Source organism: Aeromicrobium changchenzhani (genome assembly GCF_057586615.1).
In genome coordinates, this window is record NZ_CM172480.1 from 3,144,223 (window position 1) to 3,161,700 (window position 17,478).

The 17,478-nt window shown below is 60.8% G+C and carries 16 protein-coding genes and 1 tRNA gene; 7 read left to right on the top strand and 10 right to left on the bottom strand.

The window, feature by feature from the left end; genetic code table 11:
• The first annotated feature begins 13 nt into the window (after window positions 1–13).
• The gene (locus AC2YB9_RS15855; RefSeq protein ID WP_487266329.1) at window positions 14–937 is read left to right on the top strand and encodes a LysR family transcriptional regulator; all 924 of its coding nucleotides are present in this window, start codon (window positions 14–16) and stop codon (window positions 935–937) included.
• A gap of 100 nt (window positions 938–1,037) precedes the next feature.
• On the opposite strand, the gene AC2YB9_RS15860 is transcribed toward AC2YB9_RS15855, so the two are convergent.
• Window positions 1,038–1,119 (bottom strand) — tRNA-Tyr (locus tag AC2YB9_RS15860).
• A 91-nt stretch (window positions 1,120–1,210) separates the two neighbouring features.
• On the opposite strand from AC2YB9_RS15860, the gene AC2YB9_RS15865 reads away from it, so the two are divergent.
• Window positions 1,211–1,702, top strand: a complete 492-nt coding sequence (locus tag AC2YB9_RS15865; protein WP_487266330.1) for a YajQ family cyclic di-GMP-binding protein — start codon at window positions 1,211–1,213, stop codon at window positions 1,700–1,702.
• Between the two features lie 41 nt (window positions 1,703–1,743).
• Entirely contained in the window at window positions 1,744–2,919 is a 1,176-nt protein-coding gene (locus AC2YB9_RS15870) for an aminotransferase class I/II-fold pyridoxal phosphate-dependent enzyme (protein WP_487266331.1), read from the top strand.
• A gap of 57 nt (window positions 2,920–2,976) precedes the next feature.
• Here AC2YB9_RS15870 and AC2YB9_RS15875 read toward each other — a convergent pair whose 3' ends face one another.
• The 4 genes from AC2YB9_RS15875 to pdhA all read right to left on the bottom strand — a co-directional run bounded on the left by AC2YB9_RS15875 (window position 2,977) and on the right by pdhA (window position 7,563).
• Window positions 2,977–4,026, bottom strand: coding sequence for a Glu/Leu/Phe/Val dehydrogenase family protein (locus AC2YB9_RS15875; RefSeq protein WP_487266332.1), 1,050 nt, complete (start codon window positions 4,024–4,026; stop codon window positions 2,977–2,979).
• Between the two features lie 13 nt (window positions 4,027–4,039).
• On the bottom strand, window positions 4,040–5,332 hold the full coding sequence (locus tag AC2YB9_RS15880; protein ID WP_487266333.1) for a dihydrolipoamide acetyltransferase family protein: 1,293 nt from the start codon (window positions 5,330–5,332) through the stop codon (window positions 4,040–4,042).
• A gap of 162 nt (window positions 5,333–5,494) precedes the next feature.
• Window positions 5,495–6,478: an alpha-ketoacid dehydrogenase subunit beta gene (locus AC2YB9_RS15885; RefSeq protein WP_487266334.1), complete on the bottom strand. Its 984-nt coding sequence runs from the start codon at window positions 6,476–6,478 to the stop codon at window positions 5,495–5,497.
• Window positions 6,478–7,563, bottom strand: coding sequence for a pyruvate dehydrogenase (acetyl-transferring) E1 component subunit alpha (gene pdhA, locus AC2YB9_RS15890; RefSeq protein WP_487266335.1), 1,086 nt, complete (start codon window positions 7,561–7,563; stop codon window positions 6,478–6,480). The genes AC2YB9_RS15885 and pdhA overlap by 1 nt, the downstream gene beginning before the upstream one ends.
• Window positions 7,564–7,720: 157 nt before the next feature.
• Here pdhA and AC2YB9_RS15895 point away from each other — a divergent pair, with 157 nt between their 5' ends.
• Complete coding sequence (locus tag AC2YB9_RS15895; RefSeq protein ID WP_487266336.1) at window positions 7,721–8,170, top strand: Lrp/AsnC family transcriptional regulator; 450 nt, start codon at window positions 7,721–7,723, stop codon at window positions 8,168–8,170.
• Window positions 8,171–8,197: 27 nt separating this feature from the next.
• On the opposite strand, the gene AC2YB9_RS15900 is transcribed toward AC2YB9_RS15895, so the two are convergent.
• Both AC2YB9_RS15900 and AC2YB9_RS15905 read right to left on the bottom strand, forming a co-directional pair.
• Window positions 8,198–8,761: a TetR/AcrR family transcriptional regulator gene (locus AC2YB9_RS15900; protein ID WP_487266337.1), complete on the bottom strand. Its 564-nt coding sequence runs from the start codon at window positions 8,759–8,761 to the stop codon at window positions 8,198–8,200.
• 50 nt (window positions 8,762–8,811) lie between these two features.
• Entirely contained in the window at window positions 8,812–9,636 is an 825-nt protein-coding gene (locus AC2YB9_RS15905) for an esterase/lipase family protein (protein ID WP_487266338.1), read from the bottom strand.
• Window positions 9,637–9,695: 59 nt separating this feature from the next.
• Here AC2YB9_RS15905 and AC2YB9_RS15910 point away from each other — a divergent pair, with 59 nt between their 5' ends.
• The 3 genes from AC2YB9_RS15910 to AC2YB9_RS15920 are packed head-to-tail and all read left to right on the top strand — an operon-like array spanning window position 9,696 to window position 13,897.
• Window positions 9,696–11,498 carry a multicopper oxidase family protein gene (locus AC2YB9_RS15910; protein WP_487266339.1) on the top strand — a complete coding sequence of 601 codons (1,803 nt, stop codon included), beginning with the start codon at window positions 9,696–9,698 and terminating at the stop codon, window positions 11,496–11,498.
• Window positions 11,499–11,530: 32 nt separating this feature from the next.
• Window positions 11,531–12,802 carry an oxygenase MpaB family protein gene (locus AC2YB9_RS15915; RefSeq protein ID WP_487266340.1) on the top strand — a complete coding sequence of 424 codons (1,272 nt, stop codon included), beginning with the start codon at window positions 11,531–11,533 and terminating at the stop codon, window positions 12,800–12,802.
• A gap of 33 nt (window positions 12,803–12,835) precedes the next feature.
• On the top strand, window positions 12,836–13,897 hold the full coding sequence (locus tag AC2YB9_RS15920) for a lipocalin-like domain-containing protein (RefSeq protein ID WP_487266341.1): 1,062 nt from the start codon (window positions 12,836–12,838) through the stop codon (window positions 13,895–13,897).
• 37 nt (window positions 13,898–13,934) lie between these two features.
• On the opposite strand, the gene AC2YB9_RS15925 is transcribed toward AC2YB9_RS15920, so the two are convergent.
• Genes AC2YB9_RS15925 through AC2YB9_RS15935 form a run of 3 tightly spaced genes read right to left on the bottom strand, consistent with a single transcriptional unit; the run spans window position 13,935 to window position 17,478 of the window.
• The gene (locus AC2YB9_RS15925) at window positions 13,935–15,116 is read right to left on the bottom strand and encodes an MCE family protein (RefSeq protein WP_487266342.1); all 1,182 of its coding nucleotides are present in this window, start codon (window positions 15,114–15,116) and stop codon (window positions 13,935–13,937) included.
• Window positions 15,113–16,273, bottom strand: coding sequence for an MCE family protein (locus tag AC2YB9_RS15930; protein WP_487268628.1), 1,161 nt, complete (start codon window positions 16,271–16,273; stop codon window positions 15,113–15,115). The genes AC2YB9_RS15925 and AC2YB9_RS15930 overlap by 4 nt, the downstream gene beginning before the upstream one ends.
• On the bottom strand, window positions 16,273–17,478 hold the full coding sequence (locus tag AC2YB9_RS15935; protein ID WP_487266343.1) for an MCE family protein: 1,206 nt from the start codon (window positions 17,476–17,478) through the stop codon (window positions 16,273–16,275). The genes AC2YB9_RS15930 and AC2YB9_RS15935 overlap by 1 nt, the downstream gene beginning before the upstream one ends.

Consider the following 17,478-nt stretch of genomic DNA (forward strand, 5'->3'; position numbering starts at 1 on the left):
TTATAATTTGTGGATGGAGTTAAATCTGCGACGGCTACGAATTTTCCGCGAAGTGAGTCATCACGGCGGGATGAGCGTGGCGGCGCGCGAGCTGCAATATTCAACATCGGGAATCTCCCAGCAGATTGCTGCGCTGGAGCATGAGGTCGGCGCTTCGGTGTTCGAGCGGAGCGGCCGCGGCCTCGCCGTCACCGAGGTCGGTCGAGTACTCCTCGAACATGCCGAAATCCTGTTGGCCGCAGAACAGGATGCACAAACAGCGGTCGAACGGGTACGCGACACACTGGCGGGCGCGTTGACTGTGGGTGTGTTCAGCACGGTGGCAGCCGGCTTGATGCCTGGCATTGTTAAGGACCTCGCACTGCATCATCCCGAGATCCGTCTACGGACGCGCGAGATCGACCCCGACGACGCCGGCATGGAACTGCGGCATGGGCACTTGGACCTTGCCTTCTTGATCGACTATCCGTATGCCACCGAACCTTGGGCCCCCGGCATCACAATTGTCCCGTCGATGCACGATGAGCTCCACCTCGCCGCGCCCACAGGCTGGTTCACGGGCGCCACGGTACGGCTCGCCGATCTCGCAGACCATGACTGGGTGATGTCTGGCCCCCGCACTTACTACGGCCGCGCCGTCCGATCCGCATGCCAGCAAGCAGGGTTCGACATCCGGATCGTCCATGAGGTTGACGAACAGGCCACCGCCCTCGTCATGGTCGCGGCGGGACTCGGGATCACTCTCATTTCTGACCTCAGCCGCGCTTTCGTACCCGATGCCGGCATTGACGTTCTCGATCTTTCCCGTCGCTTGCGGCGCCAAATCCTGGTCGCCCACGCGGACGCTGCCAAAGGCCGCCCCGCCATCAACATGTTCCTAGCGAGCGCCGCCCGAGTCGCGAGTCAACTGTCCAGACTGACAGACCCACAACTGTGAAAACCTACGACAATGCAGACTGACTTGCATGTCTCGACACGTATGCAGAAAGGGCCCCCACTCAGCGTTTCCGCTGTTCAGAGGCCCTTCTGTTGTGCTGTGGCGGGTGTAGGGTTCGAACCTACGTAGGCGTTGCCGTCTGATTTACAGTCAGATCCCTTTGGCCACTCGGGCAACCCGCCAAACGCTGCACCCCGTTTCCGGGGGCAACAGCAAGCAACAATAGCGCAGCACCATAGGTTGGACGCAAACGGATATACCTCAGGAGGACTCATGGCCGACTCATCATTCGACATCGTCAACAAGATTGATCGACAAGAAGTCGACAACGCACTCAATCAGGCGGCGAAAGAGATCGCCACGCGCTACGACTTCAAGAACACCGGTGCTTCGATCGACTGGAGCGGTGAATTCGGGATCGAGGTCAAAGCCAATGCCGATGAGCGTGCGCTCGCGATCCTCGATGTGTTCAAGGAGAAGTTGATCAAGCGCGGCATTTCACTCAAGACGCTTGAGGACGGTGAGCCCCGCCAGTCCGGCAAAGACGTACGGATCTCGTCGACGATCACCGAGGGAATCAACCAGGAACAGGCCAAGAAGGTCTCGAAACTGATCCGCGACGAAGGCCCCAAGGGTGTCAAGGTACAGATCCAGGGCGATGAACTTCGCGTGTCCAGCAAGAAACGTGATGACCTGCAGGCAATCATCGCGCTCGTCAAGGGTGCCGACCTCGACTTCGCGGTGCAGTTCACCAACTACCGCTAACAGCGGCTAGCTGTTGCAATGAGAGAGTCCAGAGCCACTGCATGAAGATCTCCGAACGCGCAAACAACACCTCCCCGTTTTATGCGATGGAATTCGGCAAGAAGGCCGCGGTCCTTGAAGCACAGGGGCATCACGTCATCAAGCTCAGTCTTGGCGAGCCGGATTTCGGCGCTCCCTCCCCGGTTGCGGATGCCATGCGGGAAATCATGGATGGCAGACCACTCCCATACACCCCCGCGCTCGGAATTCCAGAGTTGCGGGCAGCGATCGCCAGGTTCTATCTGGAACAGCACGATGTCGTGGTGGATCCGGCCCGAGTCGTCATCACCGCAGGAGCTTCTGCCGCCCTGTTATTGGTTTTGGCGGCAGTCGTCGATCCCGGCGACACGGTCATCATGGGAGATCCTTCCTACCCCTGTAACCGCCAACTCGTCGAAACATTTGGCGCACAGGTCACCCTTGTCCCGACCTTCCCCGAGACACGATTCCAACTGGATGCGGAACTGGTTCGTTCCAACTGGACAGACCGCACGCGCGCACTCATGGTCGCAACGCCATCGAACCCCACTGGAACCTCGGTACCCACCGGTGAACTCGCCGCGATGTGTCAGTTCGCGCGGGAACAGGGCGCGTGGCGCATCGTCGATGAGATTTATCTCAATCTCAGTGATCATGTCGAAGGCGGCAAATCCCCCAGCAGCGTGCTGTCCTTCGATCCCGACGCCATCGTGATCAACAGCTTTTCCAAATACTTCGGCATGACTGGCTGGCGACTCGGCTGGTGCATCGTCCCCGACGTGCTCGTGCCGGTAATCGAACGCCTCGCGCAGAATTACCTCATTTGTGCATCCACGCCCGCCCAGAATGCTGCTCTCGCCTGCTTCACCCCAGAATCGCTCGCAATCTGCGAGACTCGCCGGGATATCTTCCTACAGCGGCGCGCGGTCGTTCTCGAGGGCCTGACTTCAATCGGCCTCCCAGTACCGGTACAACCCGATGGTGCTTTCTACGTCTATTTCGACGTGTCCCAAACGGGTCTGACGTCCTGGGAGTTCTGCGAACGTGCGCTGCTGGAGGAGCATGTTGCTCTGACCCCCGGCAAAGACTTCGGTCGCCACACTGCCGATTCATACGTACGACTTTCTTATGCCGCATCGATCGATGACCTGCACGAGGGAATCTCCCGACTCGGAAGATTCATGACCGCCCTTCAGTGAGCATCATCCTCAGGCAGGGTGCTGTCGAGGTCTGATCAGCGGCTCAGCCTTCAGGATTCAGACCAGGGCAAGACGCGACTCAGCAAGTTGTCGGGCGGCCTTGTCCGTACCGGTCCGACCTTCATGTGCTTTGCTGAAGATATCCCTCAACGTCGACGCAATTCCCTCGACATGCTCAGACACATCATCGGGCGTCCAGCCGAGAACTTCGCGCCCAACCAAGTGGATGGCTCCCCCACCGTTCGCCACGAAATCCGGCGCGTAGACGATGCCGCGTCGGGCGAGCTCGTCCCCGGCCGACGCGTCGACAAGCAGGTTGTTGGCGGCCCCGGCGATAACCCGTGCCCGGATGCGACGTGCGATCTCCTGATCTAATACGCCGCCCATCGCGCACGGCACGAAAATGTCGGACTCCCGTTCGAGGATCTCCTCGGGCGACACGACAAGCGCACCGAGGTCACTGGCCCGGCGGCACCGCTCGGCGTCAACATCGGTAACGATCAAATCCGCTCCGTCCTTGCGGGCCAGGTCGAAGACGTCCATGCCGACTGCCCCAAGGCCCTGGATGGCAATGCGCTTGCCGGCAAGATCGTGGATGCCCGCCTCGGCTGCCGCGGCCTTGATGGATACATAAACACCATGCGCGGTCTCCGGCGCACTCGAACCGGGTCCGCCTGAAGCCTCAGATCGGCCGAAGGCAAAGCCCGATGCTGCGTGCAGGACATCCATATCGGCCGAAGTCGTACCAACGTCAGGACCGGTCCAGTAGCTGCCGTTGAGGGTGGAGAGGTTCTCGGCGTGGATCTCGAGGATGCGGCGCCACTGATCATCGGGGATCTCATGGCGTGGCAGTGGAAGGGCGATGACCGATTTGCCGCCGCCCATCGGGAGGTCAGCGGCGGCCATCTTCAGGGTCATGGCGCCCGCAAGCCGCATCGCATCGGCGACAGCATCGGCATACGACCCGTAGTGCGCGGCCCTCGTCCCACCGCCCGCCGGCCCGCGCTGTTGCGAATGCACAGCGATCGCGAAGAAGGTTCCGGTCTCTTGGTCGAACCGGGTCGAACATAAAGATCCGTCCCAAGTGGTGATGACGTCTTCGAGCATGGCAATTCCTTAGCTAGAGATGGCTGATGGCGGTGAGTGGCTGTTCGATTGAATTAGCGACGAGTCGCATGAAGCCCGCGGCGGTTCCGCCGTCGCAGACACGATGATCGAATACGAAGGACAGTTGGCCGATCTTGCGGATCACGATCTCCCCGTTGACGACCCAGGGTTTGTCGATGATGCGGCCGAAGCCGAGGATCGCGACCTGCGGGTGATTGATGATCGCGGCGCTGCCGTCGACGTTGAATGATCCGTAGTTGTTAAGCGTGAACGTGCCGCCGGTGAGTTCGCCCTGCGTTGCTTTGCCGTCTCGAGCAGCGTCAGTAATGCGTCGGATCTCAGTGTCGATCTCGATAGTCGTGAGGCCATGGGCAGCCATGACTGCGGGCACGACGAGGCCCCGATCGGTCTGTACGGCGAGCCCCAGATTAGTCTCCGCATACTGGATGAGCTCCTGGCGAACGCTGTCGACTTCACCGTTGAGCGCTGGATATGCCCGCAGCGCAGCAACGGTAAATCGGGCGAGATAGGCCAGCAGGCTCGGAACGGAGCCGCCCGTGGCCTTGGCAGATTCGCGCAGTGCGAACAGTTCGGTGAAGTCGACATCGACCCAAACCGTTGCTTCAGGGATCTCGCTGCGGCTGCGAGTCAACGCGGCTGAAACCGCCTTGCGGAATCCGTTCATCGGCGTGCGGTGTGCAACGGTCACCCCCGTTCGCGTGGTCGCTGCAGTCGGGGCGGAGCTGGCGCCGATCGCGGTCTGCACGTCACGGCGGGTAATGAGCCCGTCGATGCCGCTGCCCGGGATCGACGGGATCGATAAGCCGGCCGATCGTGCAAGGTTGCGCACCAGCGGTGAGGTCACCCGTGAAATCGTCCCGACAGTGCTGGCGATCGGCGTGGACGTGGACAATGGGTTCGTACGCGGGCGGCGACGACGGCGTGAAGCTCCACCGACATCTGAGGTTCCGTAGCCGATCAGCACATTTCCTGAGCCGGCCTGTTCCTCTTCGCGGTAGACCTCTGCTGCAGGCTCTACCTGAGGTTTGGTCGCTGGAGGCGCTTCGGTAGCGCTGACGGAGATAAGCGGCTTGCCGACATCGACGGTTTCGCCTTCCGTGCCATGGAGCTCGGCAACACGGCCCGCATACGGCGAGGGAACCTCGACAATCGACTTGGCCGTCTCGACCTCGACAATCGCTTGGTCGACCACAATGACATCGCCGACTGCCACCAGCCAGCGGACGACTTCGGCCTCGGTCAGGCCTTCGCCGAGGTCGGGGAGCGTGAAAGTCTGCATGCTCATGCCGCAGCCTCCCTGAAAAGCCCACAATAGGGACACGACGGCATGATCCACGCCTCATAGTTCGTTCGCTGGCGCTCACTCATGCCGCAGCCTCCCTGAAAAGCCCACAATAGGGACACGACGGCATGATCCACGCCTCATAGTTCGTTCGCTGGCGCTCACTCATGAGTCCTCCCACTGAAGGGTGTCGACGGCGTCGAGGATGCGATCGACACTGGGCAGGTGAAACAGTTCGAGTTTCGGTGGCGGGAAAGGGATGTCGAAGCCCGTGACTCTGCGGATGGGTGCGGCAAGTGAATGGAAGCAACGCTCGGTGACCCGGGCGACGATCTCCGAAGACACGCTCGCGAATCCTGGCGCCTCAGCAATGACCACCGCGCGGCCGGTCGAGTTGACGGCGTCACACACAGTCTCATCATCAAACGGGACTAGCGATCGCACGTCGACGACCTGCAAGCTGCGGCCTTCGGCAGCGGCAGCCTCCGCGGCTTCCAACGCGATCGGCACCGAGGTGCCGTAGGCAATGAGAGTCGCATCGGTTCCCGCCCGCAGAACAGCCGCTTTGCCAATGCCGGGCCGCGCTTGATCCAGATCGGCTTCTTCGTTGCTGAAGTAGAGCTTTTTGGGCTCAAGCACAACCACCGGATCCGGCGACTTGATGGCTTCGCGCATGAGCGTGTAGGCATCGGCAACCGTTGCCGGCGCCACAACGGTGAGACCCGGGGTGTGGACGTAGTAGACCTCAGAAGAGTCGCAATGATGTTCAACGCCACCGATTCCGCCGGCATACGGGATGCGAATCACGATCGGCATTGACAGCTTGCCTTTGGTCCGATTGCGCATTTTGGCGACGTGGCTGACTACCTGTTCGAAGGCCGGATAGGCGAAGGCGTCAAATTGCATCTCGACGACCGGGCGCATGCCATTCATCGCGAGCCCAATCGCCATGCCCATAATTCCCGCTTCGGCCAGTGGGGTGTCGAAGCAGCGCTGTTCGCCGAATTCCTCGGTCAGGCCTTCGGTGATGCGGAAGACTCCGCCGAGCGGTCCGACGTCCTCGCCGAAGACTAGGACCGAGTCATCTTCGGCCATAGCGTCACGCAGTGCTCGGTTGAGGGCGGCCGCCATCGTAATTTTGCTAGTCATCAGCGGGGTTCCTCTCGGCTTAATTCCTCGGCAAGGAAGGCCGCCTGTTCGGCCAGTTGCGGAGTCGGTGTCGCATAAACATGGTTGAACAACTCCTGCGGATCAACCTCCACCTCGGCCATCAGACCGCTACGCATCTGCGCGGCAACGGCTTCGGCCGCGTCGGTGATCTTGGCTTGGCGAGCTTTGGTCAGCAGGCGCTTGCTCAACAGATAAGCCTCGGCACGGATGATCGGATCGCGCGCCGCCCAGGATTCAACCTCGCCGTCAGGGCGATAGCGGGTGGCATCATCGGCATTGGTATGTGCCTGCATCCGATACGTGTGGGCTTCGACCAACTGCGGTCCGCCGCCGGCACGGGCAGAAGCGATCGCCTCACCCAACACCGAGAGCAATGCTGCAACATCGTTGCCGTCAACACGCTCACCGGGGACGCCATACCCAATGCCCTTATGGGCGAGCGACGGCGCTGCGCTTTGGCGCGCGAGTGGGACCGAGATCGCATACTCATTGTTCTGCACGAAGAAGACGACCGGAGTTTTAAAGACCGCGGCGAAGTTGAGCGCCTCGTGGAAGTCGCCTTCGCTGGTGGCGCCATCGCCGCACATCGCCATCACCACCGTGTCCTCACCTCGCAGCGTTGCCGCATGAGCGACGCCGACGGCATGGATCAACTGCGTGGCTAGCGGGGTCGACTGCGGGGCGACATGGCGCTCGGTGGGGTCATAGCCCGAGTGCCAGTCGCCACGTAAGAGCACGAGCGCCTCGACCGGGTCCACGCCACGAGCGATTACCGAAACGGTGTCTCGGTAGGTTGGAAACAGCCAGTCTTGATCTTCAAGCACGAGGGCGGCAGCAACCTCGCAGGCTTCCTGACCGTGCGAGGACGGATACACCGCTAGTCGCCCTTGACGCACCAACGCATAGGCCTGATCGTTGATCCGACGGCCGATGACGAGCGCCTCATACGCACGGACCATATCGGCGTTCGACGGCAGCGCCCGTCTCGAGTTCTTGACTGGGCTTCCGGCCTCGTCGATCAACCGTACCGGCGTATCACCTGGGAGCAGTTGTGCAGTGGACATGGATTGGCCCTTCGCCGAACTGTGTCCGCTAAATCTTCACCTGAACAGCCACTTGATCGCAATGGTTGCTAATAATCCGAGAAGACGTCTAATCATTTGTGCAAAGATGTGGCCAAACATCCAAATATTGTCAAACATTCGACGGAGTACGAGACACATGGCCGCACCGCAACTCGACGAGATCGACGAATTGATCCTCGTAGCACTCGAACGCGATGGCCGACTGTCTATGCGCCAGCTCGCCGAAGCGGTACACATTTCTCGCGCCAACGCCTACAGCCGGATCGAGCGGCTCCAGAACACCGGTGTGATCACGGGGTTCTCCGCATCCATTGATCCCGTCGCCCGCGGATTCGGCACCTCGGCGTACATCACGCTCAACGTCCACCAAACCGATTGGCGCGATGTCCACGCTCGGCTCCGCACTTTCAAAAGCATCGAACACATCGCTCTCGTCGGCGGCGAGTTCGACGTGGTCCTGCTCGTACGCGCGAAGGACAACGCCGACCTCCGCCGCCTTGTTCTCGAAGAAATCCAAGGCATCGACGGTGTGGTCAACACCCGAACACTGCTGATCTTCGAAGAGTCGCTTTCGTCAAAACCTTGACCCCCGCTCCGCTAGCGGCCGGTTCGGTCAGGAGTCGTCGCCGGCGATGAACTCCAAGAGGTCGTCAATGTCATCGACTGTGGGCCTGGGCAGCGACTGCTGGCCGTGGGCGAAGCCGATCCCGGCATAAACCAACAGGCCAGCGCGAAGCCGTGCCTTGGCGGGGCTACGGCCCAAATCCTCCAGCGATCGCTGGACCAGATCGAACACGAACTGATCGGACTCGACGATGACTGCTGCGACCTTGTCATCACTTCGCGCCCAGTCACGCAGCGCCCGTTCGACGCTCCACGATTCATCGTCGACAAGCCGGAGCGTCATGGCACGTAGCCGCTCCAGCGGCGGCAAATCGTCCAGTACGGACAACTGTTCGAGAACCTCGCGGGTCAGCGAACACCAGCGCTCGGCAACGGCTGCCTTGAGACTTTCCAGATCAGCAAAATGCCAATAAAAACTGCCTTTGGTGACCTCAAGTTCGGCACACAGCCGGCTGATCTTGACCGCGCTGACGCCTTCCTTCATGAGGAGTTCAAGCGCTCGAGCTGTCCAGTCATCCAGCGATAGCCGTTTCGATGGCGATTTCGATCCCACAGTTGTCTCCGCATTTTGGTCGGCTGCTGTCGCGTCGAGCATACGGAATCTCAGCTCCCAATCAACTGGACGACTCGCCTAATCACTGGAGCCGATCTCGGCATGCCGCCGTGCCCAACTCGCGTCGAGGGGTCCAGGTCTTGGAGCACGATGTTCGCCATCCCTGCCGCCGAACCACTCGACACTGGGACCACGAACCAATCATCGACGGTCATGATATTGGTCTGCCGCACGCCCGGTATCACTATGCCTCTAGCCCGCATCGCCCGGATAAAGTCCGAACCCATGATCATCTCGCGGCAGACAGTGCAGATGGGATCCTCGAGCGGTGCCTCGATCGACAGAACGAGTCGATAGGTCCCGGCATCACGACTGAGTTGCTCGAGTGTGCCCAGTCCACCCACGTTCGTACCGTTCCAGAGCGGCCCAAGCGAAATCAAGGACCGCACGGCGTGATCTCGGCGATGTGCCTGCAGATAGGACATGGCCACGAGCGAACCGGTGCCATGCGCGACCAGGTCGATCCGCACGTCGGGAGCATTGTCACGGAGTTGAGTAAGGTCATCGGCCAACTCTTGGCTACTCGCCGCAATCGATGTCAGCCCACCGGGAAGCAAGCCGAAAAGTCCGGGATTTCGACCGTACTCGAAAATCTGCACGCAGCGCCCCTGAGCTCTCAGCGACGCAGCCATTTGACGCCACACCGCTCCGCTCGCGGCCACGTCATGAATCAGCACGACGGGATTCTGCTGGGCTGCCAATCCACATGCCTCAGCGGCCGAAGCAGCCGAAGTAAGCGTGATCGCCGGGCCGAGCCCAAACAGCAATGCCAGCAGAGCCGTGCCGACACGAACTTTCACCGTTTTGCTTGTCACATCCCGAACCATACCGTAGGGTATGGAATTCCACCACCGTTTTTTGATAGGACCCACGTATGGTGCCTGAGCTCAGCCGCCGGAACGTTCTCCGGGCCAGCGCGATCGGCGTTGCTGGCGTTGCTGCGGGAGCGACCGGGTCCGCATTCGGTCTGAATCTGCCCTTCCCCTCGCCACTTATTTTCCATTCGCCCAAAGTCGCACCGTTCACCGACGCGATGCCTGTACTGCCCTATCTGCGCGGCAGCCGGCTCACGATCGACGCCAACAGCACGTCACACCAGTTCCATTCTTCGTATGGCCGGTCACCGGCGTTCGGTTACGGCGGCATGAATTACCTCGGCCCGGTTATCGAGGCCCAAAGTGGCGAACCGACGGAGCTGACCGTGCGCAACCGGCTCGGCGCGCATCCCTTTGCAGCCGACATTGACACGACGCTTCATGGGGCCATGGTCAGCGATAAAGTCTCACCGCACAGCGTTTTTCACCTGCACGGCGGAGTAACCCCGCCAATCTCTGACGGACATCCAGATACCGCCACCGTGCCGGGCATGGACTACACCCATCATTTCCCGAACAACCAGGACGCCGGCAGCCTCTGGTACCACGATCACGCGATGGGCATCACTCGGCTCAACGTGTATGCCGGCTTGGCCTCGTTCTATCTGTTGAGGGATGACTGGGACACCGGCCGATCCGGCAATCGCCTCGGCTTGCCGCACGGCAAGTTCGAAGTTCCGCTGGTTCTTCAAGAAAAAATCTTCACCAAGGGCGGTGTACAGAGCGTCCGCTCAACGCCGATCGTCCCGCAGGGCGGCTGGGAAGGCGGTGCTGTCGGCGACGTCGGCGTCGTCAACGGTGCGGTCTGGCCCGAGCTTAAAGTTGCCCGCGGTCTTTACCGATTCCGAGTCATCAATGCTGGCTCCTTCAGTGTGTGGAACCTCTTCTTCAGCAACTCAATGAAATTCTGGGTCATCGGCAATGACGCCGGCCTTCTTGATGCGCCCGTTCAAACGAAGTCGCTCCGGCTCGCTCCGGCCGAACGGGTCGACATTCTCGTCGACTTCAATGGCCTCGCTCCTGGTGAGACCGTAACGTTGTGCAACAACGACCCGGTGCCAGGCCAGGCAGCCGTCCTCGGCGAGAAGATCATGCCGTTCTTCTGCCGCTTTCGTGCGACGACGGCACGCGGCTTCCGCGGAACCGTACCCACCGTATTGCGCGGACGTCGCCGGCTACCGCCCGCAACTCCCAGAATCGGTAAGCCAGACCGAGTTCGCGATGTCACCGTGAATCAGGGCTTCCAACTCCGCATCCCCCCGGCCATGATGAATCTCAATAACCTGCCGTTCAGCAGCGATGACGTCGAAATGCCCCGGCAGGGGACCGTTGAGCAATGGAACTTCATCAATACGACCTCTGACCCCCACCCGATGCACCTGCACCTCGTTCACTTCCGCGTGTTGGGGCGCCAGGCCTATAACGTTTCCCGCTACATGCGCGCGAACCCAGTGCCCGCTTTCGGTCAGCGCTGGACTAACTCCGCCGAGCGTTTTACGACCGGTCCGATGATGCCCGCGGCGAGCTGGGAGTCCGGCATGAAGGACACCGTCCTGGCCGACGGCAACACGATCACCCGCATGCTCGTCCGGTTCCCCACCGCCGATGAACTCGGCTTCGATCCCGATGCCGCCTTCCTGCCCCCGGCAGGCGTTCCAATGGATCACGGCGCTTCCCGCACGGACCGTATGCACAGCCATCCGGACCCGGATAAAAAGCTCCAAGGCTACATGTGGCACTGCCACATCCTGGACCACGAAGACCACGAAATGATGCTCAAATATCGGTCGATCGCGCAATAACCCGCATGATCCGCACCGCTCAGGAGAACAATATGACTGTCCAAGATACTGACCGTGGAATTGCGGCCGCACGCTGTCCCACCGACTTCCGCTATTGGGAAGCAAAGGAAGAACCCGTCTGGAAAAAACGCGAAAAGCTCGCCAAAAAACTATTCCGCCACGACCTGTTCCCCACCGATGAACAGGCGCATGCGCTGTGCGACGACCTCTATGGCGGAGATCCGGTGGCCGAGGCCTACGTTGCCGAGGTGTTCTTTGGCGACAAGGGCCATCAAAAGGGCCGCGCGGAGTTATTGCAGGCACTCGATCACGGCATTGAATCGCTGCCCGACGCACCCCAATCAATGAAAGACCTGTTTGCCGAGTTCGATGCGGTCCCCGACTGGGTCGACCGTGACATGGTGGAAAAGGGCGCCGAGATCTGGCGCCGTTGGGGCACGATGCTGTTCAGCGTCGCCGGCGCGATAACGCTTGAGATCTACACCGAAAACGGTGTCGCAACTCCCCTGTCGCTATCTGGCGGCTACGCCGGCGACAACGCGCTGCGACGCTTCCTTGAATCGGCGAAGTTCTGGATCGACGTCTCAACTGCAGACGATCTGTTCAACCCCGGCTCCGAGGGCCGCTCGACCGCGATGCAGGTACGTGTCATGCACGTGGCGGTGCGCAAGCGGGTCGGCGAACACCCCGAGTGGGACCACGAAAAATGGGGTCTGCCGATCTGCCAGACCTACATGATGCTGACCCAGATCGGCGGTAGCGTGGCGCCTGCCATGGCCTTGTGGCTGCTGGGCTATCAAACCTCCGCCAAGGAAATGCGGGCTCTGCTGCACTTCAACCGCTACATGGGTTATCTCCTGGGCGTCCAACCGAAATGGATGCCAACAACGGTCCGCGAATGCCTCCAGGTCCTCGCTTTGGCGACCGCAGCGCGCTCCTACAACTCCGGCGACTACGGCAAGGAACTCATCGAGTCTTTCCCGCAGGCCTTCGCTCCGCGGCCCGGCCAAAAAGGGCTGGCTCGTCTGCGCGCGGCCTACAACTACCGGATCTACTCGGCCTACTGCGCGATCTGGATGGCGCCCGGCACCCGAAAAATGTATGCCATGCCGCGCGCATTCCCCTGGATCCTGATCCCGATTGCGCGCTTTCCACTGATCACGGTCGTCGAACTCCTGCGCCGTCTGCCGGGCCTCAAACAACTACACGAACGCGTCATGGTCAAGCATCGATTGAGCTGGCACACCGCACAGATGGACGGCCGCCAGGCCGAGTTCGACGCCAGCAGCGCGCTGCGTCGCTGACCCACCCCCTTTCAATTGACCCGGAGCACCTATATGACCCCCACGATCGTCGAAGGCTGGAACGGACCCGGCAGCAAAGATGCTGAGCTGACCGTCGTGACGCCGGCGCACAATGGCTGGCACGACTCAACCAGCAAGAAGGCCTTCGAACACTGGTATTTCGATGCCCATCTGAACAGCGGGCATACCGTGATCGGCTTTTTCACGAAACGCCGTCCCGAGGAGCGCGCCAACTGCGATCCGTCGGTCGAAATGCTGGTCTATGGACCAGACGGGTCACGCCGGCAGATTCGCAAGTCCTACCCCAAATCGCAGGCATCGTTCTCGACCGAGCAGTGCGATGTGACGATCGGAACGAACACTGCCCTGCAGAGCACCGGAGCCAACGGCCTCCCGACGTTCACAATCCACCTGGCCGAGGACGGTATGGCATTCGATCTCGAATTCCAGAATGAACTATCCAGTTGGATGCCCGGCCGCGGTGACACGTTCTATGGCGAGGTCGACCATTTCGGTTGGTGCGTTGGCGGACCCCGCGAACGCGTGACCGGCTCAATCACCCTCGATGGTCAGACCACCCAGGTAACAGGCATCGGGTATGCCGACCACAACTGGGGCGTCGGCGATATGAAGCGCATTATCGACCGCTGGCACTGGGGCCGGCTCTACCTCGACGATTTTTCCTTGATCTTCGCAAGTGTCCTGACCCAGAAGCGGATGGGCGCCCACATGTCGCGGCCGTTGATGCTCGCGAAGGATGGCGAGATCATCCTGAGCACCGGCGAAGTCAAGGTCAGCGAAGGCCCCCTAGTGTTCAGTCCGGCGGCCAATCGCAGCTATCCGACGTGGCTGCGCCTCCAGGTTCCCGGCCAAATCGATCTGACCTTCACGATCGAACGCATCATCGATCAGCAGGATCTGCTCGACGAGATCCCGATCGCGCGGACCAGGCTGATCAAGCCCCTCATCAACAAATTTATCGGCCGGCCCGGCTATTTCCGCTTCGACTCAACCTATAAACTCGACATCACGCTCGACGGCGAAACTGTCACTCGTTCGGGGCGGACGCTCCATGAAATGGTCGCACTGAGCTGATTCGATCCAAGCTGAGCTGGTGCCATTCGTCGCCGAATTATTCGGCGACGAGCGGGAGTGTCAGCAGGGTGGTCCACGGGCGACTGCCCGATGGAGTCCCGATGATGGCCGAACGATTCAGCTGTTGTTGACCGCCCAGCACGCTTGCCGAGCCCCGCGGTACGACCGACAATGGCTCTTTGCAACCGATCTTGTTGTCCAGCGGAATGGCTGATTCATCACTCGGCGAACGCCATTGCGAAGCGGGGACATAGCCGACCCGGCAGGGCGCCGGATCTTGTGAAAGATCGAGCGCGAAGTGGGCACGCCCATCCCGCCCGGGGGTCTGGGCGCTCGCCAGTGCATACGGCAGGGCAACGAGGGTTTCTTCGAGCCCGTCGGTTCGCTGGTAGGCGATTCCGCTGAGCGACGTGAGATCGGCGAGCAGCGGTTTCAACTGCGGCTCGATTTGCTTGAGCAGCAAGGTGATCTGGCCAGCCGCACGAGAACCATCGCGCAGGATCACCCGCAGGTCCCCGTCCTGAGTACTCAGCACACCGGACACCTCCGCCAAATTATCGAGATAACTCGCAATGATCGATGCCTGCTGGTCCTGCCGCGCCAGCACCACCTCACCGGCCCGCAGCAATGTCTGCGTCTCTGCAAATGATTGCGTCGCCCGCGCCACGATCGTGGATCCGCCGTCGATCAAGGTGCTCAGATCGAGAGCGGAATCGTCGAAGGCATTACCCAACTCATGAACGACCGTTTGCAAATCTTTGCTGTCGATGGACTTGAGGAAACTGTCAAGAGTCAATAAGAGTTCTTGATCGCTGACCGGCAACACCGTCTTATCGGCGTTGATTTGATCACCTGCGACCAGGTATGGCCCGCCATCTTGTTTGGGCACCAAATCCAGATACTGCTCGCCGACAGCAGAACGGTTATGGACCTCGGCCATCAGATTATTGGGGATTTTCCATTGCTTGCCGATTGCCAAATGGGCCGTGACACCGCGGCGTTGGAACTCAAGATCTTTAACCCGCCCGACGGTCACGCCTCGGAACGTCACTTCGGCCCGATCAAACAACCCACCGCTCGCGGCGAGCTGCACGTCGACCGCAAATGTCGTCGGGCGAATAATTTCGGCCAGCCCCGCATACTTCACGCCGGCTTGGACGACCGCAATCGCGCCAATGACTAGGAAGATCAGCAGCCTCAACCGCACCGCCGCCTTCATCGAGGCAGTCCTTGCAACGGCGTCAACAACAGCTCCAGCAACGTCGGCGCCGGATTGGCATCCAGCTTATTCGACGGTGCCGGCGACCCAGCGCCGCCGGACGACCCAGCACTCCACGACAGCTCGGGTCCGGTCGGCAATAATCCGGGAACAACCTCATCAATCCCAGGCAACGTCAGCCCGCCTCCGGTCACGCTCGAGATGATGCTGGTCGACAGATCGACCTCAACGGCCAGGTTCACATAATCGCCCTTGACTGCATTGAGGACTTCATCGGGGAAGGGGAAGCTGAGCACATCCTCAAGCGTTTGCGGAAGTGTGTCACCGGCCTTCTCCAGCTCGGCCAGAACTGGCTCCAGTGCTTTGAGGTCGGCGGTCAGATCGGCCCCAGATTTCCGTATAACGTCGCTGCTGACATCGCCGAACGACGACAGGTGCTTGAACATCGACACCAACTGCTTCTGCTGCGAATTAAGTGTTTTGACGCCCGGTGCGATGTCTTTAAGTGCCGCGGTGACGGTCGAGTGATCGGCGTTGATCGTCGCACTCAGCCGGTCCACATTTTTGAGTGCGCTGACGATCGTCGACCGATTGCGATCCAAGGTCGTGACGAAATGATCGAGTTCACGCAGAAAAGTCCGGGTGTCGACCGAGTCGCTATCCAGCGCGGCGTGCAGCTCCTGGGAGATCGTTTTGAGTTGTGCCACGCCGCCCCCGTTGAGCAGCAGCGACAACGCACCCAGGACTTCCTCGACTTCACTTCCCCGGCTGGTGTTGGCGATCGGAATATTGGCGCCTGCGGCCAGCCGTGGTCCGGTGCTTGCCGACAGATCCACATACTTCTCACCGAGGAGGCTCGTCTGGGCAACAGTCGCCTGTGTGGTCGACGTGACCGGAACATTCTTACGTAGCCGCAGCCGGACTCGCGCCTTCCAGCCATGTCGAGTGATTTTCTCAACGCGGCCGACCGTGACACCATCGACGCGCACCGTGGACTGCTCCGCAAGGTCGAGGACGTTATCGAAATCTGCAGTGACCGTGTACGAGTCGGCGCCAAGATTGGCACCGCCGGGCAGCGGCAGATCCTGCATTCCCGAATAGCCGCAACCGGTGGTCAGCAGGACCAACAAAGCAATCAGCAGTGCGCGTAGCTTCATCACGAACTACCCCCGAGGAGGCCGGTAAGACCGCCCAAGAGATCAGGAAGCCCGGTGGGATTCGACTCCGGTGACGGGGCCGAACGATCAGGTGTGGCACCCGATTTGGTCGGTGCCGGCACGCCAAGTCCGTTCCGCAGCGGCAATTGATCAAAAATGGTCTTGAGCAGATCGCAGGCGGGCTGCACATTGTCGCCGCCCTGCTTCCGCAGCGCCTCGCATGCGGTGAGATCCAATGCGCGCAGGATCTCACCGAAATTCGCTCGCGTCCGCACTGCCGCCGACGATGGCTCGTAGGCTTGGACCAAGTTGGTGAAGCCGAGCGGCGCCAGATCGAGTATGTCGGCAAGTGCTTGACGCTCGCCCTCGAGCGCGCCCGCGACGGTCGTCAAGGATCCGACATTGGCTCCCACCGATTCACGGTTATCCCGAACAAATCCCTCGACTTCACCGAGCGATCCCGCCAGGGTCTTCAGCAGCTCGGAAATATCGCCGCTCTGTGCCGCGAGGCTGTCGGCGACTCGTCCCAGCCGCTCGTTGAACGCACCAATTTCGTTGTCATATGTCGACAGCGTCGTCGTCACACGGCTAAGCTGGTCGATCGTGCCGAACGCATCATCACTGCCTTTGCTCAGGGTGTCGGTCACCGCGGCAAGGTCGCCAATCGTGCCGCGGATCGACGTACCCTGTCCATCGAGAGTCTTTGCTCCGACCGCCAGCAGGTCCGACAGCGCGCCATGTCGGTTCGCGCCGTCGGGGCCGAGCGCGCTGAGCAATTGTTGAGTCGCCGAGAACGTACGATCCAACTCAACTGGAGCCCTAGTGTCAGCTGGGCCGATGACCGATCCGCTCGGCAACACCGCTCCGCTGCCGTATGCCGGGGTCAATTGAACGAAGCGGTCGCCAATCAACGACGGCGAAATGATCACCGCTTTGGCGTCAGCCGGAAGATCGTATTGCCCGTCATATTCCATGTCGACGCGAACCCCAGTGCCGGTCGGGGTCATCGCCGTGACCTTGCCGACCGAGAGGCCCAAGATGCGCACATCCGAGCCGACAAAAAGGCTGATGGTCTTGGGGAAGACCGCGCTGATCTGTTTGCTGCCATCGCCGCCAAAGAGTTTGCCGCCGCCGATCAGCATCGCGGCAATGAGGATGAGAGGGACGATGATGGTGATCGGTCGCAACTGTCGCATTCGATTCAT

Coding starts and splice junctions, on each gene's coding strand:
- AC2YB9_RS15870 (WP_487266331.1), top strand. CDS start 1,744: ATGAAGATCTCCGAACGCGCAAACAACACCTCCCCGTTTTATGCGATG.
- AC2YB9_RS15910 (WP_487266339.1), top strand. CDS start 9,696: ATGGTGCCTGAGCTCAGCCGCCGGAACGTTCTCCGGGCCAGCGCGATC.
- AC2YB9_RS15925 (WP_487266342.1), bottom strand. CDS start 15,116: ATGAAGGCGGCGGTGCGGTTGAGGCTGCTGATCTTCCTAGTCATTGGC.
- AC2YB9_RS15930 (WP_487268628.1), bottom strand. CDS start 16,273: ATGAAGCTACGCGCACTGCTGATTGCTTTGTTGGTCCTGCTGACCACC.
- AC2YB9_RS15920 (WP_487266341.1), top strand. CDS start 12,836: ATGACCCCCACGATCGTCGAAGGCTGGAACGGACCCGGCAGCAAAGAT.
- AC2YB9_RS15865 (WP_487266330.1), top strand. CDS start 1,211: ATGGCCGACTCATCATTCGACATCGTCAACAAGATTGATCGACAAGAA.
- AC2YB9_RS15935 (WP_487266343.1), bottom strand. CDS start 17,478: ATGAATCGAATGCGACAGTTGCGACCGATCACCATCATCGTCCCTCTC.
- AC2YB9_RS15885 (WP_487266334.1), bottom strand. CDS start 6,478: ATGACTAGCAAAATTACGATGGCGGCCGCCCTCAACCGAGCACTGCGT.
- pdhA (WP_487266335.1), bottom strand. CDS start 7,563: ATGTCCACTGCACAACTGCTCCCAGGTGATACGCCGGTACGGTTGATC.
- AC2YB9_RS15895 (WP_487266336.1), top strand. CDS start 7,721: ATGGCCGCACCGCAACTCGACGAGATCGACGAATTGATCCTCGTAGCA.
- AC2YB9_RS15855 (WP_487266329.1), top strand. CDS start 14: ATGGAGTTAAATCTGCGACGGCTACGAATTTTCCGCGAAGTGAGTCAT.
- AC2YB9_RS15875 (WP_487266332.1), bottom strand. CDS start 4,026: ATGCTCGAAGACGTCATCACCACTTGGGACGGATCTTTATGTTCGACC.
- AC2YB9_RS15915 (WP_487266340.1), top strand. CDS start 11,531: ATGACTGTCCAAGATACTGACCGTGGAATTGCGGCCGCACGCTGTCCC.
- AC2YB9_RS15880 (WP_487266333.1), bottom strand. CDS start 5,332: ATGAGCATGCAGACTTTCACGCTCCCCGACCTCGGCGAAGGCCTGACC.